This is a genomic window from Bradyrhizobium sp. MI1.11 (assembly GCF_055811255.1).
Window position 1 is genome coordinate 70,357 of the sequence record NZ_JBVVPM010000017.1, and the last position, 24,438, is coordinate 94,794.

Below are 24,438 nucleotides of genomic sequence, written 5' to 3' on the forward strand. Positions count from 1 at the left end.
GCCCCCGCCCGGGATTCCCAACGTTCATATGGCATTTAGTTTCCAGGATATGCTCGAGGAGGCGCGCCTGTCGGCTCGGGCGCTGATCGACTACGGCGAGCATTTCTTCAATCCGACGGTACGATTGGGGGTTACCGGCCTGTCGCGGGCCGGCAAGACCGTGTTCATCACCGCGCTGATCCACGGCCTCACCCGTGGCGGGCGGTTTCCGGTGTTCGAGGCCTATTCATCCGGGCGGATCGCCCGGGCGCATCTGGCGCCGCAGCCGGACGACGCGGTGCCGCGCTTTGCCTATGAGAGCCATCTGCGCGCGCTGATCGAGGAGCGGCGCTGGCCGAGCTCGACTGTCGACATCAGCGAACTCAGGCTCGTCATCGACTACCAGCGCCCGAACGGCGCCGACCGCACGCTGACGCTCGACATCGTCGACTATCCCGGCGAGTGGCTGCTCGATCTGCCGCTGCTTCAGAAGAGCTTTGAGCAATGGTCGGCCGAAAGCCTGGCGTTGTCGCGCGAGGCGCCGCGCGTCCATCTTGCCGCGGATTGGCACGCGCATCTCGCAACGCTCAAGCCCGAAGCGCGCGAGGATGAACAGGCGACGCTGACGGCCGCGAAGCTCTTCAGGGGCTATTTGCAAGGCTGCCGCGACGAGCGGTTTGCGATGAGCCTGCTGCCGCCCGGCCGCTTCCTGATGCCGGGCAATCTCGCCGACACACCGGCGCTGACCTTTGCGCCGCTCGACGTACCCGCGGGCGGCCAGGCGCCGGAGGGATCGCTGTGGGCCATGATGGTGCGGCGGTATGAGGCCTACAAGGACGTCGTGGTGCGGCCATTCTTCCGGGATCATTTTGCCCGGCTCGATCGCCAGATCGTGCTGGCCGATGCGCTCGCCGCGTTCAATGCCGGCCCCGAAGCGCTGCACGATCTCGAAGCCGCACTCGCGGGCATTCTCGACTGCTTCAACATCGGCCGCAGCACGTTCCTCAGCGGCCTGTTTCGGCCGCGGATCGACCGCGTGCTGTTCGCGGCGACCAAGGCGGATCATTTGCATCATTCCAGCCATGACCGGCTCGAGGCCGTGCTGCGCCGCGCCGTCACCCGCGCGGTTGCGCGCGCGGAAACTACCGGCGCGGAGATCGACGTCGTCGCGCTCGCCGCCGTCCGCGCCACGCGCGAGGCGCAGGTCGCGCATGGCCGTGACAAATTGCCGTCGATCCTGGGAACGCCGGCCGCGGGCGAAAGCGCCGGCGGCGAGTTCTTCGACGGCAACACCGAGGTCGCGGCTTTTCCGGGCGATCTGCCGCTGGATCCCGAACCCCTGTTCAACGGCACCGACGCATTCCGCGGGCTCTCGACCGAGGCCGCCGGCAAGAGCGATTTTCGCTTTCTGCGTTTCCGTCCGCCAAAGCTCGAACGCGAGGGGGCCGACCAGCCGGCGCTGCCTCACATCCGCCTCGACCGTGCCTTGCAGTTCCTGATCGGAGACAAATTGTCATGAACGACCGATCAAAGCCACGGCGGCCGGCGACGTTCCGGCTCGACGACCCCGGCGTCGTCGTCACCGAGGCCGACGAGGCGACCCGGCTCGGCCGCACCACCATCCAGATCACGCCGGAGCCCGATCCGGCGAATTTGCCGGTGCCGATCGCAGCGACGCTTCCGGCGCGGCGCGGCTTTCCCTGGGGCGCGCTGTTCTGGTCCGGCGTCGCCGGGCTGACCCTGCTCGGCGTCGGGCTCGGCGTCGTCCGTCTGATCGAGGATCTGTTTGCGCGCAGCGACAGCCTCGGCTTCGTCGGACTGGCGCTTGCCTTCGTCACTGCGCTTGCGCTCGCGGTGGTGACCGGACGCGAGGCGTTCGGGCTGGCGCGGTTGGCAACGATCGAAAAGCTGCATCAGCGTGCAGCCGCTGTTCTTGCCAGCGACGACCGCAAGGAGAGCCGTATCATCGTGCAGGATCTGCTCAAGATCGCGCACCAGAACCCGCAGCTCGCGCGCGCCCGCGCCGCGCTGGAAAGCCATGCCGGCGAGATCATCGACGGCGCCGACATGATCCGGCTCGCCGAGCGCGAATTGATGTCGCCGCTGGACATTGAGGCGCGGCGGCTGGTGTCGTCAGCCGCGCAAAAGGTCTCGATCGTGACAGCGGTTTCGCCCCGCGCGCTGATCGACGTGTTGTTCGTGTTCGTGGCCTCGCTGAGATTGATCCGCCAGCTCGCTTTTCTCTACGGCGGCCGTCCCGGCGCACTCGGCATGATCCGCCTGCTCCGCCACGTCGTCGCCCATCTCGCCATCACCGGCGGCATGGCGGCGAGCGACAGCCTGGTGCAGCAGATGCTCGGCCACGGCATTGCGGCGAAGCTGTCGCAGCGGCTGGGCGAAGGCATGCTGAATGGATTGCTGACGGCGCGGCTGGGCCTCGCCGCGATCGACGTCACACGGCCGCTGCCGTTCGCGGCACTGCCGCCGCCGAAGCTGTCGGATCTCGCGACGGATCTGCTGCGGAAGAAGGATGAGGAGGAGTAGCGTTCTGTTTGCCGTCCCACGCTTGCGGGGAGAAGATAGCCAGCACGCGCCACTGGAACAGCGGCGAGTCCTTTGGTGGTGAAAGCTCCGGAGTCCAGCCTGAAAGTTTCTCCACCACGTAATTGTCCATCACGAGACCGCGCCAGCGGCGTTCGACTTGACCGAGTTGCTCGCGCTTGGCTGGAATCGAATCCCACAGCGGCGAGCGGTTGTCCGGCTCGCGCCCAACATAAATGCCGGCGTGGTCTCTGATCCGGTCCAGGCCGGGATCGCGAAAATCCTGGAAGCGGCCGCGTTCGTTGATCTCGATCACGGGCACGCGGCCCCTGAACAGCCAGCGCATCATGGCGTAGGTGCGGTAGTCCGTGGTGGCGATCCAGGTCGCGCCGGTCTCGTCCAATGCGGCCTGGGCGCGCGCGGCGACCTGCTCGTAGCCTGATTCGGCACCGACGGGATCGATCTTGCCGAGCAAATTCCAGGGCGCGGCGACGTAATAGAGGAACACGATGACGACAAAGGCGATGCCGGAGACCACCGCCGTGTTGACCCAGAACAGCGCCGACCTGATCATCCGCGCCGATCTTCCTTCGCGCGACAGCATGGTGAGATTAATAGCGGCAGCGGCGAAACCGACCGGCCACATGAACATCGGCCAGGTGTCACCGACGCGGAGGGTCAGGGATTTCGCCAGGAAATAGAGAAACGGCACCAGCACCGCGGTCGACAGCAAAATCTCGATCGGCTCGCGCGTGCGACAGCCGCGCCACGCCGTCATCACTACCCCCGTCAGCACCACCGGCAGCATGACGAAGCCGACCAGTCCGAATTGCAGGCCGATGTAGTCGCCGAAGGTGCGGAGCGAGATGCCGTAGCTGGTGGTGGCGCGCACGCCCTGGAAGCGGATCGCGGCCCAGTCGTGCTGCACGTTCCAGATCAGGACGGGCGAGAACACGGCGATTGCGATCAGGACTGCGAGATACGGATAGGGGCTGCGCAGCCAGCGCCAGCGCCAATCCGGCACCAGCAGAAAGGCGGCAACGGCCGGCGCGAACATGATCACGGTAAATTTCGACAGCATCGCCAGGCCGGCGAACAGGCCGGCCGCGAGCCACCAGCGGCCATCGCCGCCCTGCGCAAGCCGCACCAGGGACCACATCATCGCCACCGCAAACGGGATCATGGCGACGTCGGGCGCGACCTTGGCCATCAGCAGGCCGTAATAGAGCGCAGCCTCCAGCATCAGCACCGCGAGCACGACGGCGCGCATGTCCTGGGTGAGGCGGCGGACGATATCGGCGAGCAGGAGCTGCGTCACCAGCATGGCGACGATGCCGCCGAAGCGCACACCGAGCGTGGTGTCGCCGAAGATCGCGGTGCCGAACCGGATCAGCCAGGCGATGCCGGGGGGATGATCCAGGAAGCTGAGCGCCGTCTCGTGCGACCAGGTCCAGTAATAGGCCTCGTCCGTGCGCAGCTCGATGGCCGAGGCGTAGACGATGCGCAGCAGCGTCATCGCCGCGATGATCGCCGCGGCCATGACGAGCGGCCGGCGCGCCGCGCCGGCGGGGGGCTTCGTGATGTCAGGAGCTGTCGTCACGGCGGCGCTTTTCGCCAACCTGGGAGGGGGAGTCAATGTTGGGGGTGGATCGGCCTGTTGCGCTGTCGCGATCCCAGCCCCGACGCGGAAACCGTAGGGTGGGCAAAGCGCAACGTGCCCACCATAAGTGCCGATTGGTGGGCACGGCGCCAAGGCGCCTTTGCCCACCCTACGATTTCGTCACCCTACCGCGGATGTGATCCCGCAAGCTGTCCACCCCCGGAATTAAACGCGGCGCTGGCTGTTCTCCTTCATGAACTGATACAACAGAATCATGGCCGCAACCGCATCCTCACGATTTTCCGAGCTTTCCCGCGCCGTCAGCTTGCGCCAGGTGCGGCTGGTTTGCGGCGTGATCCTGTTCGCCTATGTCATCAGCCATTTCCTCAACCATGCGCTCGGCAACATCTCGGTCGATGCCATGGAGATCGGGGTCTACTACCACACGCTGTTCTGGCAGTTCCTGCCGGTTGCGATCACGTTCTACACGGCGGCGCTCACGCATATGGGGCTCGGCATCTACGCGTTGTATCAGCGCCGGCAGTTCCGCTGGCGGACGGTCGAGCCGCTGCAGCTCGTGCTGGGCTTGAGCATCCCCGCGCTGGTCATGGCGCATGTGATCGGGGTGCGGCTCGGCCAGACGCTTTACGGACACCAAAAACTCTATCCGCAGGAACTCTATCTGTTCTTCGTCGCGTCGAACCGTATCTGGACCATGACGGTCCTGCTTCTCATCGCGTGGGTGCACGGCTGCATCGGCATCTATTTCTGGCTTCGCCTCAAACCGTTCTTCACGCGCGCGGCCCCCTATCTGCTCGCGGCTGCTGTGCTGATCCCGACGCTGTCGCTGCTGGGTGTCTACCAAGGTGGCCGCAGCGTCGAGGTCGAGGCCGACGACGGGGAATGGCGGACGCACAATCTCACGCGCAGCCAGGTCGGCACGACGGCCGAGGCAGCGACGCTCGACCGCATCACCGGTGGCCTCACCGCCGGTTATCTCGGACTGCTCGCTTTGGCGCTGCTGGCGCGCGGCGTGCGCGCCCTGCGCGAACGGCGCGGCGGCATGATCGCGCTGTCCTACGGTAACGGCAAGACAGTGCGGGTGCCAAAAGGCCTCTCCGTGCTGGAAGCGAGCCTGCGCCACAATGTGCCGCATGCCAGCGTCTGCGGCGGCCGCGCCCGCTGCTCGACCTGCCGCATCCGCATCATCGGCGATCATGGCGCCCTGCCCGAGCCGTCGCAGCGCGAGGCATTCGTGCTCACCCGTGTCGGCACCAGCGATCCCTCGATCAGGCTCGCCTGCCAGCTGCGGCCGACGTCGGATCTTTCCTTCTTCCAGCTCTTCACCGCGCATACCCTGTCGGCGAGCGCGCAGGCCTCGGCGCCCGCCAGAATCGGCCAGGAGCGCTATCTCGTCAGCCTGTTCGTGGACATGCGCGGCTCGACGCAGCTGGCCGAGAAGCGGCTGCCGTTCGACACCGTGTTCATCGTCAACCGCTTCCTCGGCGCCGTCTCGCAGGCCGTGATCGAGAATGGCGGCCAGCCGAACCAGTTCGTCGGCGACGGCATGCTGGCGCTGTTCGGACTGAGCGCCGAGCCGCAAGAAGCCTGCCGGCAGGCGCTGAAGGCCGCCGCCGGCATTGCCACGCATATCGACGAGCTCAACGAGCTCCTGAGCCATGATCTGCGCCAGCCGATCCGCTTCGGCATCGGCATCCACGGCGGCGAAGTCATCATCGGCGACATCGGCTATCGCGATCACATCGTCTTCACAGCGCTGGGCGATGCCGTCAACGTCGCAGCCCGCCTCCAGGACATGACCAAGACGCTGGCCTGCGAAGCGATCGTCTCAGAGGAAGTCCGCCGCACCGCCGGCCTTGCCGACGATGCGCTGCCGCAGCAGGAGGTCGCGATCCGCGGCCGCGACGAACCCATGGCCGTGCGCGTCGTCGCGGACGCCAGGGAGCTGTCGGCGCTCGTTGACCACGGCGAACGCGTCGCGGCGTGAGGCAGCCACGAAGGCGGTGCTCTCCCTCTCCCGCTTGCGGGAGAGGGTTGGGGAGAGGGTGTCTCCGCACAGGGACAATCCCCAGAGGAGAGAACCCTCACCCGCGCCTTCGGCGCGACCTCTCCCGCAAGCGGGCGAGGTGCACCGAGCCTGCGTCGAGATCGAGTTATCCAACGAAAAACATCGCGGCGTAACACCGGCTTGCTGCAACGCAACGGCATGGGCCTGCTGCGAAAGCACGAATTGACTTCAACTGAGTCGTTGCGACACATGAGCGCGAGATTGCGGTGATGACCGCGATCAACGAAAAGCTCCGGGAGGAGACCACATGTTCGATCGACGCGACCTGCTCAAAGGAGCGGGCCTTGCCGCTGTTGCGACTGCACTGAACCCGGCCAAGGCGCTGGCACTCGACACTGTCACCCTGCCCTTCGCCAATGGCGAACGGCCCTTGGTGAAATATCCGCAGAAGCGGCCGATGATCGGCCTGACCAGCCGCCCGCCGCAGCTCGAGACGCCGTTCGCGGTCTTCAACGACGGCCCGATCACGCCGAATAACGCGTTCTTCGTGCGCTATCACCTTTCCGACCTGCCCTACAATCTCGACCCCGACAAGTTCACGCTCGAGGTCAAGGGCAAGGTCGACAAGCCGCTCAAGCTGTCGCTGAAGGACATCCGGAAGATGAAGGCGACCGAGATCGTCGCCGTCAACCAGTGCTCCGGCAACAGCCGCGGCTTCCTGGATCCGCGCGTCGCCGGCGGCCAGCTCGCCAACGGGGCGATGGGCAATGCGCGATGGCGCGGCGTGCCGCTGAAGGCGGTGCTGGCGATGGCGGGCGTGCAGAGCGGCGCCAAGCAGGTCACCTTCAACGGCATGGACGGTCCGGTCAGCGACAAGACGCCCGATTTCGTCAAGGCGCTCGATATCGATCACGCCAACGACGGCGAGGTGATGCTGGCCTATGGCATGAACGGCGAGGACCTGCCGTTCCTCAACGGCTTTCCGCTGCGCCTGATCGTGCCCGGCTATTTCGGCACCTACTGGGTCAAGCACGTCAACGAGATCACCGTCGTCGACAATGTCTATGACGGCTTCTGGATGAAGTCGGCCTATCGCATTCCGGACACCCCGAACAATGCGGTCGAGCCGGGCACCGCGCCGAAGGCGACGATCCCGATCAACCGCTTCACGATCCGTTCCTTCATCACCAGCGTCCCCGACGGCGCCAAGCTGAAAGCAGGCGGCACGACGCTGCGCGGCATCGCCTTCGACGGCGGCAAGGGTATCAAGGAGGTCGCGGTCTCCACCGACGGCGGCAAGACCTGGACCAACGCCAAGCTCGGCAAGGACCTTGGCAAATACTCGTTCCGTGAATGGACGCTGCCGGTGAAGCTCGCGGCGGGCTCTCACGAGCTCAAGGTGCGCGCCACCGGCAATGGCGGCGAAACCCAGCCGGATACGCCGCGCTGGAATCCGGCGGGTTACTTGCGCAACGTCGTCGAAACCGTCCGCGTCACCGTGGCTTGAGGGGAATGATCATGCAGCGCACCGTTTTCCTCGCCATCACGCTCGCCCTCGCCGCCGTGGTGGGTTCGGCACTTGCAGCACCGGTCAACTACAAGACCCCCGATGAGGTCGCGGCGTTCAAGCCAGGCCCCAATCTCGAAGTCGTGCAGGGCAATTGCAGCGCCTGCCACTCCGCCGACTACATCAACACGCAGCCGCTGATGAAGGACAAGAAAGCTTTCTGGCAGGTCGAGGTGACCAAGATGATGAAGGTCTATGGCGCCCCGATCGACGATGCCGATGTCGGCAAGATCGTCGATTATCTGGCCGCGACTTATTGACGGATGGCGCGCGGCGCGCGGACCAAGTGACCGCGAAACGGGCAAATCCGGCAAAACCGCCGCGAAGTTGAGCGGAATTCGGCGAAAGGCGGATGTGGTTTGAGCTACCAAGCCAGCCACATTCCGCGTATCGTATTAGGACCGAACCGGCCGGTTGGCGGGGACTGGCGGTTCGCGATCTCGGAGGAAGACCCGCGGAGAAGTCGTGATGGCTAAAGGTACGGTCAAGTGGTTCAACCCGACGAAGGGTTATGGATTTATCCAGCCTGCGTCGGGCGGCAAGGATGTGTTCGTGCATATCTCGGCAGTGCAGAAAGCCGGTCTGTCGTCCCTGAACGAAGGACAGACGGTGGAATATGAAGAGATCGCAAACCGAGGCAAAAGCTCCGCAGAGAACCTCAAAGTATAAGCCCGCCGGCTGTTGCTAACTCCCGGATCGATCCGGGAGCCGGGCCAAGAAATTTCAGAAGACGGTCAGTGCATTCGACGACAGGCGTTGCGATTGCACACGGAGAACTATTTGTCCCGCGAAGACCGCCCGTTCGACGCCACAGCAATGACAATCGCGACGGCACTTCGTTAGTCCACCGGCAACGGTGCGTCGCGCTTGATCTCTTCCATCACCGCATAGGTTCGCGTTTCGCGCACGCCGGGCATCGACAGCAAGGTCTCGCCGAGGAAGCGCCGATACGCGGTCATGTCTGCCAGCCGCGCCTTCACAAGATAGTCGAAGCCGCCGGCAACCATGTGACACTCCAGCACTTCGGGCGCGAGCTTCACCGCGCGGGCAAAACGCTCGAAATTGTCGGGCGTGGTCTTGTCGAGCAGCACTTCGACGAACACCAGGAGCCCGAGGCCGAGCCGGTGCGGGTTGAGCCGCGCGCCATAGCCCTCGATAAAGCCCTCTCGCTGCAAACGCTTCAGCCGTTCGCCGATCGAGGTGGGCGATAGCCCGATGCGTTCCGCGAGCTCGACATTGGCGATTCGCCCGTCCTGCTGCAAAATCGAGAGGATTTTCCGGTCGGTTCGATCTAATTCCATACTTTATGAGGCCAAATGGCTATGAGGCTTCATTTCCTAAGCCAAATCAGCTAAATTGTCTATCGAGCTAAGGTATTGCGGGCATTATCCTGGATTGAAGCCACAGGACACGCCATGCCGAACATTCCGCCTCTCTTCTCCGCCGCCTACGCGCCCGATGATGCCGATATCGCCGCGCGCCTTTTGCCGTCTGCGCATCTCGGCCCGCCGCAGGAGGCGAGGATCGATCGCACCGCGACACGGCTGATCGAAGCCATCCGCAAGCGCGACGACCGGCTCGGTGGAGTCGAGGACATGCTGCGGGAGTTCGCGCTCTCGACCAAGGAGGGGCTTGCTTTGATGGTGCTGGCCGAGGCGCTGCTGCGCGTGCCGGACGCGCGCACTGCCGACCAGTTCATCGAGGACAAGCTCGGCGAGGGCGACTTCATCCACCACGAGACCAAGTCCACCGCCTTCCTGGTCAACGCCTCGGCCTGGGCGTTGGGCCTCTCGGCGCGGGTGATCCAGCCCGGCGAGACGCCCGACGGCACCATCGGCCGGCTGGTGAAGCGGCTGGGCGCACCGGCCGTGCGCACCGCCACGCGGCAGGCAATGCGGCTGATGGGCAATCATTTCGTGCTGGGGGAGACCATCGCGCAGGCCCTGGAGCGGGCCCGGCCGCGCTCCGGCGAGAGGGCGCGCTATTCCTTCGACATGCTCGGCGAAGGCGCCCGCACGGCCACTGATGCCAGGCGCTATTTCGACGCCTATGCCAGCGCGATTCTGACCATCGGCAAGGCGGCCGGCAACCATCCCCTGCCCGACCGGCCCGGTATCTCCGTCAAGCTCTCGGCGCTGCATCCGCGCTTCGAAGCGATCAGCCGCGACCGCGTGATGGCTGAGCTGGTGCCGCAACTGCTGGACCTGGCGCAGCGCGCCAAGGCCCATGACCTCAATTTCACCGTCGATGCCGAGGAAGCCGACCGGCTGGAATTGTCGCTCGACGTGATCGCGGCAACGCTCGCCGATCCCTCGCTTGCGGGTTGGGACGGATTTGGCCTTGCGATCCAGGCCTATCAGAAGCGCGCCGGCGACGTGATCGACTATGTCGACGCGCTCGCCCGCGCGCATGACCGCAAGCTGATGGTGCGGCTGGTCAAGGGCGCCTATTGGGACACCGAGATCAAGCGCGCGCAGGAGCGCGGGCTCGACGGCTATCCCGTGTTCACGCGCAAGGCGATGACGGATCTGAACTACGTCGCCTGCGCTCAAAAGCTGTTGAGCCTGCGGCCGCGCATCTTCCCGCAATTCGCGACCCACAACGCGCTGAGCGTCGCGACGGTGCTGGAGCTTGCCGGCGCCAACGGCGGCTTCGAATTCCAACGCCTGCATGGCATGGGCGAGGCACTCTACGAGCAGCTCGCCAAGGACCGCCCCGAGATCGCCTACCGCACCTACGCCCCGGTCGGCAGCCATCGCGACCTGCTCGCTTATCTGGTGCGGCGACTGTTGGAGAACGGTGCCAACTCCTCCTTCGTGGCGCAGGCGGCTGACTACCGCGTGCCTGTTACGGCGCTGTTGCAACGTCCGGCGGATGCCATCGTCCGGCCGCAGCAGGCGGCCCATCCGAAAATTCCGCTGCCACGCGATCTGTTCGCGCCGGAGCGGCGGAATTCGCGCGGCGTCGAATTCGGCGCGCGCGCCGCGCTCGACCGGTTGCTGACGGATGTCAAAGCCGAGACGATCGACCTCAAGCCGATCGCGAACGCAACGCCGGATCAGGCCAATGCGGCAGTGGCTGCAGCGCGCGCCGGCTTTGCCGCCTGGAGCCGGACACCCGCAGCCACGCGCGCGGCGGCGCTGGAGCAGGCCGCGCATCTTCTGGAGAACCGCGCGCCCCATTTCATCGCGCTGCTGCAACGCGAGGGCGGCAAGACGCTCGACGATGCGCTGTCGGAGCTGCGCGAGGCCGCCGATTTCTGCAGCTATTACGCCGCGCAGGGCCGCAAGCTGTTCGGCAACGATGTGGCGATGCCGGGGCCGACCGGCGAGAGCAACGCGCTGGCCATGCGCGGCCGTGGCGTCTTCGTGGCGATCTCGCCATGGAATTTTCCGTTGGCGATCTTCCTCGGCCAGGTCACGGCGGCGCTGATGGCCGGCAACAGCGTGGTGGCCAAGCCCGCAGAGCAGACCCCGCGCATTGCGGTCGAGGCGGTGCGGCTGCTGCACGAGGCCGGCATCCCCGCAAGCGCGCTGCATCTCGTCGCCGGCGACGGCCGCGTCGGCGCCGCGCTGACGGCGCACCCCGGTATCGCCGGAATCGTCTTCACCGGCTCGACCGAGGTCGCGCGCAGCATCAATCGGGCGCTGGCGGCCAAGGACGGGCCGATCGTGCCGCTGATCGCGGAGACCGGCGGCATCAACACCATGATCGCGGATGCGACTGCGTTGCCCGAGCAGGTCGCAGACGATGTCGTCACTTCGGCGTTTCGTTCCGCCGGCCAGCGCTGCTCGGCGCTGCGGCTGCTGTTCGTGCAGGAGGACGTCGCCGACCGCATGATCGAGATGATCGCGGGCGCGGCGCGCGAGTTGAAGATCGGTGACGCGAGCGACGTCGCGACCCATATCGGTCCGGTGATCGATAGCGAGGCCAAGCAGCGCCTCGATGCACATATCGCACGGATGAAGAGAGAGGCACGGCTGCACTTTGCCGGCACCGCGCCGGAGGGCTGCTTCGTCGCACCGCATATTTTCGAGCTCGGGGATGCGGGCCAGCTCACCTCGGAGGTGTTCGGCCCGATCCTCCACGTTGTGCGCTATCGTGCGGAACATCTCGAACGCGTCCTGCAAGCCATCGAGCGCACCGGCTACGGGTTGACGCTCGGCATCCATTCCCGCATCGACGATACGATCGAGGCGATCGTCGACCGCGTCCAGATCGGCAACATCTACGTCAATCGCAACATGATCGGCGCTGTCGTCGGCGTGCAGCCGTTCGGCGGCAACGGCCTGTCCGGAACCGGCCCGAAAGCCGGCGGCCCGCACTACCTCGCGCGCTTTGCGACCGAGCAGACCGTGACGATCAACACCGCAGCAGCCGGCGGCAACGCTGCCCTGCTCGCAGGGGATGAGTGAGCCGCGGCGAGGAGCGTTGCATCCCGCCGAAACATCGGTCTAATGCTGCCCCTGACGTGGCCCTCGCCAATTCCAGCGCGCGGGAAACAACACGAGCGAGGGAGCAACGCGGCGATGGAAAATGGCATTTTTGCAGGGCTCAAGGTGCTGGATTGCGCGAGCTTCATCGCAGCACCAGCCGCCGCGACCGTGCTGTCGGATTTCGGCGCCGATGTGGTCAAGATCGAACCGCCCGGCGCAGGCGATCCCTACCGCAACCTGCCCAACATTCCGGGCTATCCGACCAGCGAGCACAATTTCGCCTGGCTGCTGGAGGCCCGCAACAAGAAGAGCATCGCGCTCGACCTCGCAAAGCCGGAAGCGCAGGCCGTGCTCTACAAGCTCGTCGAAGAGGCCGACGTCTTCATCACCAACATGCCGCCGCCGGTGCGCACCAAGCTCGGCATCACCTACGACCACCTCGCCCATCTCAATGATCGCCTGATCTATGCCTCCTTCACCGGCTATGGCGAGAAAGGCGAAGAGGCCAACAAGCCCGGCTTCGACAGCAACGCCTATTGGGCGCGCTCCGGCCTGATGGACCTCGTCCGCGCCGACACCGACACGACGCCGGCCCGCTCGGTCGCCGGCATGGGCGACCATCCTTGCGCGATGGCATTCTACGGCGCCATCGTCACCGCGCTGTACCAGCGCGAGAAGACCGGCAAGGGCTCGCATGTCGCCTCCAATTTGATGGCGAACGGCGTGTGGGCTGCGAGCGTGCTGGCGCAGGCAAAGCTCTGCGGCGCCAAGTTTGCCGAGCGGCGGCCGCGCGAACGCGCGTTGAACGCGGTCGCCAACCACTACCAGTGCAAGGACGGCCGCTGGCTGATCCTGTCGCTGCTGAGCGAGGAGAAGCAGTTTCCGACGCTGGCCAGGTGTCTTGGCCGCGAAGACCTCATCACCGATCCGCGTTTCGCTACCAAACCCGACCGCCACGCCCGCTCCGTCGAGCTGATCAAGATCTTCGACGAGACCTTTGCAACCAGGGATCTCGCCGAATGGCGCAAGATCCTCGACGGCAACGGACTGGTGTTCGGCATCGTCGGCATTTTGGACGACATCCCGAACGACAAGCAGATGCTCGACAACGAGGTGCTGGTGCCGTTCGAGAACGACACCATGCTCACCATCTCAAGCCCGATCTGGATCGACGGCGCCAAGAAAGTGCAGCCGCGCAAGCCGCCCGGCGTCGGCGAGCACAGTGACGAGATTTTGCGTGGCGCGGGATACGACGAGGCGGCGATCAAGCGGCTGCGGTCGCAGGGGGCGGTGGGGTAAGGCGATACGCTGCCATAACCCCGTCATTGCGAGCGCAGCAAAGCAATCCAGATTCCCGCCGCGGATGCATTGCTGGATTGCTTCGCTACGCTCGCAATGACGACGTCGGGAGATCGCGGTATAACAATTGGCAAAGCAATCGCGAGGTCCCATGCCCAGCTACCGCCTGCACTACTTCCCCGAATCCGGCAACAGCTACAAGCTGGCGCTGATGCTGACGCTTTGCGGCGAGGGGTTCGAGCCGGTCTGGACCGACTTTGGCGGCGGCGTCACGCGCACGCCGGAATGGCGCAAGAGCGTGAACGAGATGGGCGAAATTCCTGTGCTCGAGATCGACGGTGTGAAGATGACGCAGACCGCGCCTCTCCTGCTCAAGCTTGCCGAGCAGTACGGGCGTTTCGGTGCCGAGACCGAGGGGGAAAAGTTCGAGCTGCTGCGCTGGCTGTTCTGGGACAACCACAAGCTCACCGGCTACATGGCGACCTACCGCTTCATGCGCGCCTTCACGCAAAGCAACGATCCGCAAGTGCTGAAACATTTCCGCCGGCGGCTCGAGGATTTTCTCGGCATTCTCGACGGCCATCTGCAGCACAATCAATTTGCGATCGGCATCAGGCCGACCGTCGCCGATATCTCGATGATGGCCTATCTGCACTATCCGAGCGACGAGCACGGCTTCGATTTCGCGGAAAGCTATCCCGCCATCCAGGCCTGGCTTGGCCGCATGGCCGCACTGCCCGGGTGGAAGCCGGCCTACGAGCTGCTGCCCGGCAAGCGCATGACGAACTACGCGAAGTGAGGGCGCCGACTACTTCAGCGCGAGCCAGCCGAGCGTGAACAGGATTCCGCCGATGATGACGACGACCGCGACCGCCCAGGTGCTGACGCGGATGCTGCCGGTAACCTGCTTGGCCTCTTCATTCTGCGCGATCTCGCGATTGCGCTCCTTGTTGGCTTCGCTCGTATTCGTCATGGGTTCATCCAAATCGCTTGTGGGCTTAACGCGTCTTGATGAAGCACATGCCGATGCGGCGCGAGGCCGCGGCAGCCTGACAGGTCAGCCCTTTAGCACAGCTCCATGACGTAAAACTCTTGTCGGCCGATCCCGATCCTGCATTTTCCAGGGAACAATGCGCGCCCCAGCCGTCCTGATATTCGGTCCCCGCCAGCTCAGTGCTGCCGCGGGTCTGCGGCCGGCTGGCAAATCCGCGTGAGAAATCAGGACGTTTGCCCGCGGCCATCGCGGTCAGGATGTCGCGGCGGCGGATCTGGTCGCCAAGAAAATGCGGCGAGGCCGGCACGATGGTGGCATTGGAGGGCTTGTCCGCAAGCCAATCGACGCCCGGGAAGTGAAAGCCGCCGATGCCGCGGGTCTGGTGGCAGCCGGCACAGGTGACGTCGTTGAGGCGGCGCTGGAAGCCCGCGACCGAGCGGACGTTCTGCATGTCGCCGCGCGCGGCCGCTTGCTTCAACGCACCGACCACGTCGTTGTCGGAGAAGACCGGCTCGCCTTGCCCCTCTCCGTTGCCCTCCCCCTGCATCATCCCGAACTCCGGCTGCAACGGAGAAGCATCGAGGCCGGCTGGCGTCGGCACGATTGCAGCCTTGGCCAGGAATTTCTCCGGGATCAGCACCGTGCCGCGATCGAAATCGCGAAGATGATCGGGCGCGAGCAGCCAATCCCTGAAGTCGCGCCGGAGCGCGTCGTCCGTGAGGATGCGGTCACGGTCGATCTGGTTCTCCAGCGTCGATTCCTCGAACATCTTCGAGACGGCGTCGTACTTGAACACCTTGAGCAGATAGTCGGAGCGGAAATCGTGCAGCGCCGATTTCGCCGCAACCGAGATCTGAACATTGGTCTCGATGCGATCGAGCATCGCATCGTAAGGGAAGAAGTCGCCGCCGATCAGCCCCTGCCAGTCGCCATTGCCGAGCCAGCGTCGCGCGACCTCGGCGCAGGTGATCGGCTTGCCGTTCCCGTCCATCTGGCGCGCGTCGCGCGCCTTCATCACCAGATTGAGCGTCATCGGCAGCCGCGTGGCTGTCCTGCCGCCATCCGGTTTTGTCTCGAAACGCGCGAGACGATAGATCAGCCTGATCTCGCCGCAGGAGTCCTCCGAGACATAGGCCCGGTCCATGCGGTTGACGATGCCGGCCAGCACGAAACGGGTGTCGCGGGATTTCAGATTGGACCGATCGAACAATTGCACGTCAAAGCCCTCGCCGACGCCGATGGTCTCGGTCGGATATGCCGCCTTCTGCCGCGCGACGTAGCGGTCGATCTCCGCTTCGATCGCGGGAGGAATCTCCTTGAGCTGCGACAACCACGAAAACATCAGATCGGTCGTCAGCGGAAAGTTCGCGTTCCGCTCCGGCCACAACAGGCGCGAGATCGTGAGTGCATCGTGCTGGTCGAGCTCGCGCAGGAGATCGGGGTCGGTGATCGCCGTGCCGCGCGCCAGCTGCGCGTTCTCCGCGGCCAACAACGACACGACGCCGCCGAAAAATACGGCGGCGGCAACGAGAATTCGCAAGGCGCGGCTCATGCCTCAGGTAACACCGCGCAGGGACGGCTATTCAAGCAAAAAAGGCGCTTCACATCGTGGTGAAGCGCCTCTTCGAAAGTCGGATGATGAGCCGCTCAGCGCGCGACGATCAGCCCTTTGCTGGTGACGACCACCCAGCGGCCGTCCTGACGGCGGATCGCATCGACACGGCCAACGCCGGGGATGGGGTCGCCGGCATAGACCTCGTAGAGGCCATTGCGACCCTCGACCAGTGCGCCGCCGTTGGAGACGTCGCGCAGCACCCAGCCTTCGACCGTCGGCAGCCGGCCGATTTCGGTCTTGGGTGCGGCGGGAACTGGCGCAGCTGCCGCGGTCGCAACCTGCGCCGGTGCGATCGAGCCGGTGGTCTCACGGGCCGGCACGGCGGCTGCGGCCTGGGCGGGCGCCGCGGGCGGGGTGGCGCGGAGCTTGTCGACGGTCTCGGACAGCTTCGCGATTTTGGCCATCGGCTCGGCCTGCGCCTTCTCGAGCTTGTCGAGGCGGTCGTTGGTGCGGTTGAACTGGCCGAGGCCGATCTTGGACGTGTGCTCGACGTTGGCCTTGAGCGCGACGACATCGGCATCGATCCGGGCGACCGAGGATTCCAGCGCGCTGGTGTCGGCAACCTGTGCCGGCGCGGGGCTTGCGAAGTGCATCATCCCTGCGGTCGCGAGCGCGCCGCTGATGGCGCCGACACTGGCCGCAATCGCCGCCACCGCGGCCATCGCCGACAGGCGGCGCTTGCCGGCGGTCTCGCGCGGCTCGTCTGCTTTCACATGCGGCGCGAACTCCTCGCGGTCCCAGGACCGCTCCGCGGGTGCCATGACGATGAGCTTGCCGGGCTTTGGCTCGGACTTGGTTTCAGGCTTGGTCTCGGCTTTGGCTTCGAACTTCGGCGTCTCGATCCTCGATGCCTCGATTTTTGGGGGCTCGACCTTGGCCAGGTCGGGTTTGGGCGGCGTCTCGTGGTCGGGGGCAATCGAGGGGGCCTCGATGCCGGCAGCAGCCTCGATGGCCTGCGGCACGGTCGCTGCGGCTTCGACGACGCCAGTATCCTGGGCGGCCTGCTCGGGCATTGGTTCGCTCACGGCTCAAATACTCCAGTCTCGGTTGACCTTTTGGTAACTTTCATTGCTTGCGAATTCCTTACCTGCGGACCCGCTTACCAAAATTTTAGGAATTCATCCGGGGCCGAATTGGGCCGGGAAAGTGGAACCGATGTGGCGTTGTGCAACAAATTGTCAGCCGATGCTGCCCTGCGGCAGGCCACGCTCTCGCCGAACAGGCTGTTGCCCGCCCCTGTTACCCCGCTAACATGACTGCCTGTCAGCCAGAACGGCTGCAGAAGGCCCTTGGGGGGTGTCATGACGATCGAGAAGTGCATCAACGAGTTTGGCGTCGATGACATCATCTTCGAGGAGGGCTCGACCGGCCGCGAGCTGTACGTTGTCCTCGACGGGGAGGTCGAGATCGCCAAATTCAGCGGCGCCAGCAAGACCAGCATCATCAAACTCGGCAAGGGCGAATTCTTCGGCGAGATGGCCGTGATCGACGGCTCCGCACGTTCGGCGACCGCGATCGCGGCGGCGCCGAACACCAAGGTGATGAGGGTCAACCACGCCCGCTTCGTCTATCTCGTCAGCCAGCAGCCGGCGTTTGCGTTGATGGTGATGGATGCGCTGTCGAAGCGCCTGCGCGCGGCCAACGCGGTCAGCTATCGGGCGGCCCAATCATGAGCGACGGCAAGCCGACAGCCTTTCCGGTCCTGATGAAGAACGACACCTGCTCGCTGATCCAGGCGGCGGACGACGTCTACCAGATCCGTTTCTCCAATCGCGCCGCCAACGTCTATCTCGTGCGCGGCTCGGCGCGAACCATCCTGATCGATACCGGGCTATCCTCGAACTATGCGGCGATGGTCGAATGCCTGAACTTCGTCGGCTGCCCGCCGGAGAAGATCGACATGGTGGTGCTCAGCCACGAGCATCTCGACCACATCGGCGCAGCCTGGCACTTCAACGAGCGCCGCACCTTCGTCGCCGCCCATCGCCTCGCCGCCAACAAGATCATGCTGCGCGACGACTTCTCGATGCTACGAAAGATGTTCAACGAGCCGAACGTGCCTGTTAATATCGACATCTGGCTCGAGGAAGGCAATCTGATTGACCTCGGCAATTTCCGTCTCAACGTGATGCACACGCCCGGCCACACCTCGGCCTGCATCACGCTGTTCGATCAGGACAAGGGGCTGTTGTTCGCCGCCGATACGCTCATGCCCGGCGGCGTGATGGGCGGCGTGTTCGGCTCCGGCAGCATCGCCGACTACATCGAGTCGCTGGAGCGGCTGAAGGGATTGAACGCGAGGATCCTGCTTTCAGGCCACGGCCGGCTATCGGACGCGCCACAGGAAGACGTGCGTATCGCCATTGCGCGGTCGCACGGCTTGCTGGAGGACACCGCACAATTGTTCGAAGCGCTGGATGCGCGCTCGAACTTCGAGCCGATCATGCAGTCGGTGCGGGATCTGAACAAGCTGGACGATTAGGTGGGCGTGCGGCTGCGTGTGCCCGCGAGGCGAAGCACCGATGTCCCCACAACGTCGTCCTGGCGAAAGCCAGGACCCATACCGCGAGGTCCATCGGCCGTACGCAGCAGACGTACCGAACGATGAATCTTCGCCAAACTTCTCCCTGGGGTAATGGGTCCTGGCTTTCGCCAGGACGACAGCGGGGCTCCATCACCGCCTGCTTGTAGCGACTACATCACCACCGGCGCATCCGGCAGCTCGTTCGCATGCGGGCCCTGCGGCGGGAAATGCCTTGCCAGCTCGCGGGACACCGCCTCGATGCCGTCGATCACGCCGCGTTCGAATTGCCCTAATCTGAACTCCGCCTCCATCGCGCGGCAGATGCTCTCCCAGCCCTCGGCGCCAACCTTCGCATCGATACCGCGGTCGGCGATGATCTCGACATCGCGGTCGGCGAGCAGGAGATAGATCAGGACGCCGTTGTTGTGCGCGGTGTCCCAGATGCGCAGTTGCGAGAACACGTCGAGCGCGCGCTCGCGCGCCGGCTGGTTGCGAAACAGCGGACCGCCGTCGAGCGCGCCTTCGACCACGAACCGGACCTGACCGGAATGGCTGGCTTCGCCGCGCTTGATCGCCTGCTCGATGCGGTCGAGCACGCCCTTAGGAAACACCTGCTTGGCACGCCAATGATGCTGGAGCAGATGCCGGGTGATGCGCTTGATGCTCATGACCTACCAGCTCCCCGAGGCGCCGCCGCCGCCAAAACTGCCGCCACCGCCACTGAAGCCGCCACTCGACGACGACCCGCTGCTCCAGCCGCCGGATGACGGGCCGCTCGACCACGAGCCGCGACGCGACGACCCCGTGCCCGATCCCGCCCCAAACAGATCGGCGATAAACGTCAGGACAGCGCCGAGCACACCGACGCCCAGTCCAACGACCGCGGAGCCGATCACGAACCAGGCGAGGACACCAACGATCGCTCCCGTTATTCCCGAACCGAACAGCCGCCCGAATATGGAGCGCAGGATGCCGCCGATCACCAGCGGGCCGAACAGCAGGAAGTAAAAAAGCGGCTCGACGTCGTTCCAATCGCCGAAATTCACGCTGCGCGAGGGCGTCGGCAGCGGCTCGCCGTCGATGACGCGGATCATGCGATCGACGCCTGCCGTGATGCCGCCGGCGAAATCACCGCTCCTGAATTTCGGCGTGATGGCTTCATCGATGATGCGCCGCGACGTGACGTCGGTGAGCGCGCCCTCGAGGCCGTAACCGACCTCGATGCGCAAATGCCGGTCGTTCTTGGCCACGACGAGGATGGCGCCGTCATCGACCTTCTTGCGCCCGATCTTCCAGGCCTCCGCAACGCGGATCGCGAATTGCTCGATCGTCTCCGGATCCGTCGTCGGCACGATCAGGACGGCGACCTGGCTGCCCTTGCGCGTCTCGAAGTCCTGCAGCTTTTGCGACAACGCGGCGATGTCACCGCTGGAGAGCGTGCCGGTCTGATCGACCACGCGGCCGGTGAGTTGGGGTATGGCGACATCGGCCGAGGCGGGAAGCGCAAAGGTGAGGAAGAATGAGAATGCGACAGCGACTATCGCTCGCCACACATGGGCTGTCATCGCCCGGCTTGACCGGGCGATCCAGTATTCCAGAGACGCCGGCGGGATACGGCGAAGCCGCGGCGTACTGGATTCCCCGCTTTGGCGGGGAATGACAGTAGTGGGTGGGGCGAAGCGCGTTCGCAAAACAGTGCGCACTTACTTCGACGGCGCGGGCGCCGGATTGAAATCGACCTTCGGCGCGGTCGAGATTTCCTTCTCGTTCCCGACCGTGAAGTTCGGCTTCTCCTTGTAGCCGAACATCATCGCGGTGACGTTGCTCGGGAACGACCGGATGGTGACGTTGTAGTCCTGGACCGCCTTGATGTAGCGGTTGCGCGCCACGGTGATGCGGTTCTCGGTACCTTCGAGCTGCGACATCAAATCCTTGAACAGCGCATCCGATTTGAGCTGCGGGTAGTTCTCGGTGACCACGAGCAACCGCGACAGCGCGCCGGAGAGCTCGCCCTGGGCGGCCTGGAATTTCTGGAATGCGGCGGGATCGTTCAGCACCTCGGGCGTCGCCTGGATGCTGCCGACCTTGGCGCGGGCATTGGTGACGCCGAGCAGCACGTCCTTCTCCTGCTGCGCAAAGCCCTTCACCGAGTTGACGAGATTGGGCACGAGATCGGCGCGGCGCTGATACTGGTTCACGACCTCGGACCAGTTGGCCTTGATCTGCTCGTCCTCGCTCTGGATCGCGTTATAGCCGCAATTGGTGAGGCTCAACGAGGCCAGCGCCGCCAGTACGGTCAGGATCTTGCGCATCAAATTTCTCCCGGTGGAATCGGGCGCAAGCTACCAGATTGCGCGCGCGAGATGCCAGACATCTTGCGTCCGGGCCGAGGCCGCGAAATGCAGCCGATGTACGCAAGCCTCTTGCTTAATCCCGGCTGTAATAGTCAACTTGAGGGAACAATAATACCGGGTCGGGAACGCCAGGGGAACGCGATGAGTTCGTTCGAGACCATCCTCGTGGAGAGGCCGGAGCCGGCGATTGCCCGGATCGTGATGAACCGGCCCGACGCGCGCAACGCGCAGAACCTGCAAATGACCTACGATCTCAACGCCGCTTTCGATGAGGCGGTGCAGGACGATTCGGTCAAGGTGATCATTCTCGCCGGCAACGGTCCGCACTTCTCCTCGGGCCATGATTTGCGGCCCGGCAGCAAGAATGAAGCCGGCGTGGATTTTCCGCCGATCGGGAATTGGGGCGGTTTCGCCGAAGCAAACGCTCATGGCCGCTTCGCGCGCGAGCAGGAGATCTATCTCCAGATCACGCGGCGCTGGCGCAACCTCGCCAAGCCGACCATTGCCGAGGTGCACGGCAAGTGCATCGCCGGCGGCCTGATGCTGGCCTGGGCCTGCGATCTCATCGTCGCCAGCGACGATGCGCAGTTCTGCGATCCCGTGGTCACCATGGGTGTCTGCGGCGTCGAATGGTTCGTGCACCCTTGGGAGCTCGGCCCGCGCAAGGCCAAGGAATTCCTGTTCACCGCAGACAGCTGGAGCGCGCAGGAGGCGCATCAACTCGGCATGGTCAACCTGGTCGTGCCGCGCGCAGAGCTTTCATCCGCCGTCCTCGCGCTGGCGCGCAAAATCGCGTCAAAACCGTCCTTTGCGCTGAAGCTGACCAAGGAAGCCGTGAACCGCTCGGTTGACGTGATGGGCCAGCCGGCCGCGATCGACCAGGCCTTTGCGCTGCATCAGCTCTGCCACGCGCATAATCTTCAGGAATTCGGCATGGTGGTCGATCCATCCGGCCTGCACCCCTCCGTGCGCAAGCCGCCGGCAGCCGCGGAGTAGACAGGATGGATCTCAATCTCACCGACGAGCAACGGCTGCTGCGCGAAAGCGCGGAGCGCTTCGTGGCCGAAATCTACGATGCCGATCACCGCCGCAAGATGGCGAACGACCCGCTCGGCTTCAGCCCGGCGATGTGGACGCAATTCGCCGAACTCGGCTGGCTGGCATTACCGATCGCGGAGGAATTTGGCGGGCTCGGCGGCGGCGCGGTCGAGATCGGCATTTTGATGGACGCCTTCGGCCGCGGGCTGGTGTCGGAGCCGTATATCGCAACGGTCGTGCTTGGCGCTGCGTTGATCGAGCGGTGCGGCAGCACGGCGCAGAAGCAGGCCATCCTGCCGAAGATCGCTGACGGATCGTTGAAGCTCGCGCTCGCGCATTCCGAGCGTGCGGCGCGGTTCGATCTTGCCAATGTTGCAACCACCGCCCACAAGACGGCGCAAGGCTGGCGCCTTGCCGGCAGCAAGATTGCCGTGCTCGACGGTCATGCCGCCGACGAGATCATCGTCTCCGCGCATATCCATGATCATCAGGGACCGTCGGGCCGCATCGGCCTTTTCCTGGTGCCGGCGACGACGCCGAGCCTCGCCATCAGCGACTACGAGCGCCTCGGCGGCGGGCGGGCCTGCAACATCGAGCTATCGGACGTGCAACTGCCGGAGGATGCCCTGCTCGGCAACGGGCATGACGCACTGGCGGCCATCGAATGGGCTGTTGACCGCGCCATGGCTGCGCTTGGCGCCGAGGCCGTCGGCATCATGCAGGTGCTGCTGGACACCACGCTGGAGTACACAAAAATCCGAAAGCAATTCGGCCGGCCGCTCTCGGCCAACCAGGTGATCCGCCACCGCCTCGCCGACATGGCGGTGCAGGTCGACGAAGCGCGTTCGATGGCGTTGCGCGCCGCGCTGAAGGTCGACTCCGATCCGGTCGAGCGCGCGCGGGCGGCGTCGGGCGCGAAGGCGAAGATCGGCAGATCCGCACGTTTCGTCGGCGAGCAGTCGATCCAGCTGCACGGCGGCATGGGCGTCACCGAAGAGCTCGAGGTCGGCGCTTATTTCAAGCGGCTGGTCGCCTTCGACACGCTGTTCGGCGGCAGCTCGCACCATTACGGCCGCCACGCTCGGCTTGGCCGCACCACCGTGCCAGCCTGACACAAGGAGCGCATCATGGACCTGTCGTTCAATGCCGAGGAGCGCGCCTTCCAGGACGAGGTGCGCGGCTTCATTGCGAAAAATCTCACCGAGGAGATGAAGCGCGCGACCGCGCTGACGCCGTCGGTGTTCTCCGACCCCGATATCGGCATGGCTTGGCAGCGCACGCTGCACAGCCGCGGCTGGGGCGCGCCGGGCTGGCCGATCGAGCATGGCGGGCCGGATTGGACGCCGGCGCAGCGCTGGATTTTCGAGACGGAAAGTGCGCGGGCCGGGGTGCCCAATGTCAACGTGATGGGCGTGAAGATGGTCGGCCCCGTCATCATCGGTTTCGGCTCGGCGGAGCAGAAGAACTTCTACCTGCCGCGCATTCTCTCCGGCGAAGACTATTGGTGCCAGGGCTATTCCGAGCCGGGCTCCGGCTCCGATCTCTCTTCGCTGAAGACGCGCGCGGTGCGCGACGGTGACGACTACATCATCAACGGCACCAAGATCTGGACCACGCATGCCCACCACGCCAACCGCATGTTCGCGCTGGTGCGCACCAGCGACGGCCCGCGGCAGCAGGACGGCATCAGCTTCATCCTGATCGACATGAAGACACCGGGCATCACAACGCGCCCGATCCTCACCATCGGCGGCGACCACGAGGTCAACCAGGTGTTCTTCGACGACGTGCGCGTTCCCGTGGCGAACCGCGTCGGCGAGGAAGGCAAGGGCTGGACCTACGGAAAATATCTGCTCGAGTTCGAGCGCGGCTCCGGCATCGCCTCGGCAAAATTGCGCGAGGGGCTGAAGGCGATCGCGGAGCTTGCCGAGTCCGACCTGACGGGGCGCGCCATCGACAGTCCCGACATCGCGACGCGCATCTCCGAGGTCGAGGTCGACATCGACGCGCTGGAGATGACCGAGCTGCGCGTGCTATCGGCGCTGCAGACCGGACAGAATCCCGGTGCGGTGTCGTCGATCCTGAAGCTGCGCAACAGCGAGATCCGGCAGGCCGTGACCCGGCTTGGCGCCGACGTGATCGGCCATGACGCCCTCGCGGTCGAGCCGATGCGCCCGCTCTACAGGCTCAACCATGAGCCGCCGATGCCGGAGGAGATGCTGACGGTGGTACCGGAATATCTCAACGGCCGCGCCTACACGATCTTCGGCGGCACCTCGGAGATCCAGCGCGATATTATTGCGAAGATGATGCTGGGGATTTAGCGCGAACTTTTTCCTCACCCTCGGTGGGGGGGGGGGGGGGGGGGGGGGGGGGGGGGGGGGGGGGGGGGGTGGGGGGGGGGCGGCCGCGCCGGGGGGGGGGGGGGGGGGAAAAGGACGAAGAGACGCGAGAGCGAAGTG

General features: G+C 65.0%; 22 protein-coding genes. 14 read left to right on the forward strand and 8 right to left on the reverse strand.

Translation table 11 applies throughout. The annotated features are described in order from the left end of the window. Positions 1-28 precede the first annotated feature (28 nt). Complete coding sequence (locus AC0L30_RS18540) at positions 29-1,498, forward strand: YcjX family GTP-binding protein (RefSeq protein ID WP_354167839.1); 1,470 nt, start codon at positions 29-31, stop codon at positions 1,496-1,498. Then, entirely contained in the window at positions 1,495-2,523 is a 1,029-nt protein-coding gene (locus AC0L30_RS18545) for a YcjF family protein (protein WP_354201904.1), read from the forward strand. Before AC0L30_RS18540 ends, AC0L30_RS18545 begins: the two co-directional genes overlap by 4 nt. On the opposite strand, the gene AC0L30_RS18550 is transcribed toward AC0L30_RS18545, so the two are convergent. Further along, positions 2,432-4,060 carry a glycosyltransferase family 39 protein gene (locus tag AC0L30_RS18550; RefSeq protein ID WP_473404961.1) on the reverse strand — a complete coding sequence of 543 codons (1,629 nt, stop codon included), beginning with the start codon at positions 4,058-4,060 and terminating at the stop codon, positions 2,432-2,434. The two genes, AC0L30_RS18545 and AC0L30_RS18550, sit on opposite strands and share 92 nt — an antisense overlap. Positions 4,061-4,394: 334 nt before the next feature. On the opposite strand from AC0L30_RS18550, the gene AC0L30_RS18555 reads away from it, so the two are divergent. The 4 genes from AC0L30_RS18555 to AC0L30_RS18570 all read left to right on the forward strand — a co-directional run bounded on the left by AC0L30_RS18555 (position 4,395) and on the right by AC0L30_RS18570 (position 8,385). Continuing rightward, positions 4,395-6,128 carry an adenylate/guanylate cyclase domain-containing protein gene (locus AC0L30_RS18555; protein WP_219683041.1) on the forward strand — a complete coding sequence of 578 codons (1,734 nt, stop codon included), beginning with the start codon at positions 4,395-4,397 and terminating at the stop codon, positions 6,126-6,128. A 328-nt stretch (positions 6,129-6,456) separates the two neighbouring features. Next, the gene (sorA, locus tag AC0L30_RS18560) at positions 6,457-7,656 is read left to right on the forward strand and encodes a SorA family sulfite dehydrogenase catalytic subunit (protein WP_219683040.1); all 1,200 of its coding nucleotides are present in this window, start codon (positions 6,457-6,459) and stop codon (positions 7,654-7,656) included. 11 nt (positions 7,657-7,667) lie between these two features. Further along, positions 7,668-7,976 (forward strand): SorB family sulfite dehydrogenase c-type cytochrome subunit, encoded by a 309-nt coding sequence (sorB, locus tag AC0L30_RS18565; RefSeq protein ID WP_473404927.1) that lies wholly within the window; start codon positions 7,668-7,670, stop codon positions 7,974-7,976. A 208-nt stretch (positions 7,977-8,184) separates the two neighbouring features. After that, a complete protein-coding gene (locus AC0L30_RS18570) occupies positions 8,185-8,385 on the forward strand; it encodes a cold-shock protein (RefSeq protein WP_007596519.1) in 201 nt (66 codons plus the stop codon). Positions 8,386-8,555: 170 nt separating this feature from the next. On the opposite strand, the gene AC0L30_RS18575 is transcribed toward AC0L30_RS18570, so the two are convergent. Next, positions 8,556-9,017: an Lrp/AsnC ligand binding domain-containing protein gene (locus tag AC0L30_RS18575; protein ID WP_007596520.1), complete on the reverse strand. Its 462-nt coding sequence runs from the start codon at positions 9,015-9,017 to the stop codon at positions 8,556-8,558. A gap of 114 nt (positions 9,018-9,131) precedes the next feature. Here AC0L30_RS18575 and putA point away from each other — a divergent pair, with 114 nt between their 5' ends. The 3 genes from putA (at position 9,132) to AC0L30_RS18590 (ending at position 14,250) form a co-directional block, all read left to right on the forward strand. Next, positions 9,132-12,131 (forward strand): bifunctional proline dehydrogenase/L-glutamate gamma-semialdehyde dehydrogenase PutA, encoded by a 3,000-nt coding sequence (putA, locus tag AC0L30_RS18580; protein ID WP_473404928.1) that lies wholly within the window; start codon positions 9,132-9,134, stop codon positions 12,129-12,131. Between the two features lie 114 nt (positions 12,132-12,245). After that, entirely contained in the window at positions 12,246-13,451 is a 1,206-nt protein-coding gene (locus AC0L30_RS18585; RefSeq protein ID WP_473367174.1) for a CaiB/BaiF CoA transferase family protein, read from the forward strand. Between the two features lie 151 nt (positions 13,452-13,602). Next, the gene (locus AC0L30_RS18590) at positions 13,603-14,250 is read left to right on the forward strand and encodes a glutathione S-transferase family protein (protein ID WP_354167817.1); all 648 of its coding nucleotides are present in this window, start codon (positions 13,603-13,605) and stop codon (positions 14,248-14,250) included. Between the two features lie 9 nt (positions 14,251-14,259). Here the strand turns inward: AC0L30_RS18590 and AC0L30_RS18595 are convergent, their stop codons facing one another. The 3 genes from AC0L30_RS18595 to AC0L30_RS18605 form a co-directional block, all read right to left on the reverse strand. Further along, complete coding sequence (locus AC0L30_RS18595; protein WP_219683035.1) at positions 14,260-14,424, reverse strand: hypothetical protein; 165 nt, start codon at positions 14,422-14,424, stop codon at positions 14,260-14,262. Between the two features lie 25 nt (positions 14,425-14,449). Continuing rightward, positions 14,450-15,997 (reverse strand): hypothetical protein, encoded by a 1,548-nt coding sequence (locus AC0L30_RS18600; protein ID WP_473404929.1) that lies wholly within the window; start codon positions 15,995-15,997, stop codon positions 14,450-14,452. A 95-nt stretch (positions 15,998-16,092) separates the two neighbouring features. Next, on the reverse strand, positions 16,093-17,073 hold the full coding sequence (locus AC0L30_RS18605) for a hypothetical protein (protein WP_473404962.1): 981 nt from the start codon (positions 17,071-17,073) through the stop codon (positions 16,093-16,095). A gap of 288 nt (positions 17,074-17,361) precedes the next feature. Between AC0L30_RS18605 and AC0L30_RS18610 the strand changes: the two genes are divergently transcribed. After that, positions 17,362-17,733 (forward strand): Crp/Fnr family transcriptional regulator, encoded by a 372-nt coding sequence (locus AC0L30_RS18610; RefSeq protein ID WP_027520234.1) that lies wholly within the window; start codon positions 17,362-17,364, stop codon positions 17,731-17,733. After that, a complete protein-coding gene (locus tag AC0L30_RS18615; RefSeq protein ID WP_007596531.1) occupies positions 17,730-18,542 on the forward strand; it encodes an MBL fold metallo-hydrolase in 813 nt (270 codons plus the stop codon). The genes AC0L30_RS18610 and AC0L30_RS18615 overlap by 4 nt, the downstream gene beginning before the upstream one ends. Before the next feature lie 212 nt (positions 18,543-18,754). Here AC0L30_RS18615 and AC0L30_RS18620 read toward each other — a convergent pair whose 3' ends face one another. From AC0L30_RS18620 to AC0L30_RS18630, 3 genes are all read right to left on the reverse strand, one after another. Then, positions 18,755-19,252, reverse strand: a complete 498-nt coding sequence (locus tag AC0L30_RS18620) for a TPM domain-containing protein (protein WP_007596533.1) — start codon at positions 19,250-19,252, stop codon at positions 18,755-18,757. Between the two features lie 3 nt (positions 19,253-19,255). After that, positions 19,256-20,149, reverse strand: coding sequence for a TPM domain-containing protein (locus AC0L30_RS18625; RefSeq protein ID WP_007596534.1), 894 nt, complete (start codon positions 20,147-20,149; stop codon positions 19,256-19,258). A gap of 138 nt (positions 20,150-20,287) precedes the next feature. Further along, positions 20,288-20,896, reverse strand: coding sequence for a LemA family protein (locus AC0L30_RS18630; protein ID WP_007596535.1), 609 nt, complete (start codon positions 20,894-20,896; stop codon positions 20,288-20,290). Positions 20,897-21,079: 183 nt separating this feature from the next. Here AC0L30_RS18630 and AC0L30_RS18635 point away from each other — a divergent pair, with 183 nt between their 5' ends. Genes AC0L30_RS18635 through AC0L30_RS18645 form a run of 3 tightly spaced genes read left to right on the forward strand, consistent with a single transcriptional unit; the run spans position 21,080 to position 24,300 of the window. Further along, positions 21,080-21,934, forward strand: a complete 855-nt coding sequence (locus tag AC0L30_RS18635; protein ID WP_219683085.1) for an enoyl-CoA hydratase — start codon at positions 21,080-21,082, stop codon at positions 21,932-21,934. 5 nt (positions 21,935-21,939) lie between these two features. Then, positions 21,940-23,088 (forward strand): acyl-CoA dehydrogenase family protein, encoded by a 1,149-nt coding sequence (locus AC0L30_RS18640; protein WP_473404930.1) that lies wholly within the window; start codon positions 21,940-21,942, stop codon positions 23,086-23,088. A gap of 15 nt (positions 23,089-23,103) precedes the next feature. After that, positions 23,104-24,300 carry an acyl-CoA dehydrogenase family protein gene (locus AC0L30_RS18645; protein ID WP_219683029.1) on the forward strand — a complete coding sequence of 399 codons (1,197 nt, stop codon included), beginning with the start codon at positions 23,104-23,106 and terminating at the stop codon, positions 24,298-24,300. Positions 24,301-24,438 lie beyond the last annotated feature (138 nt).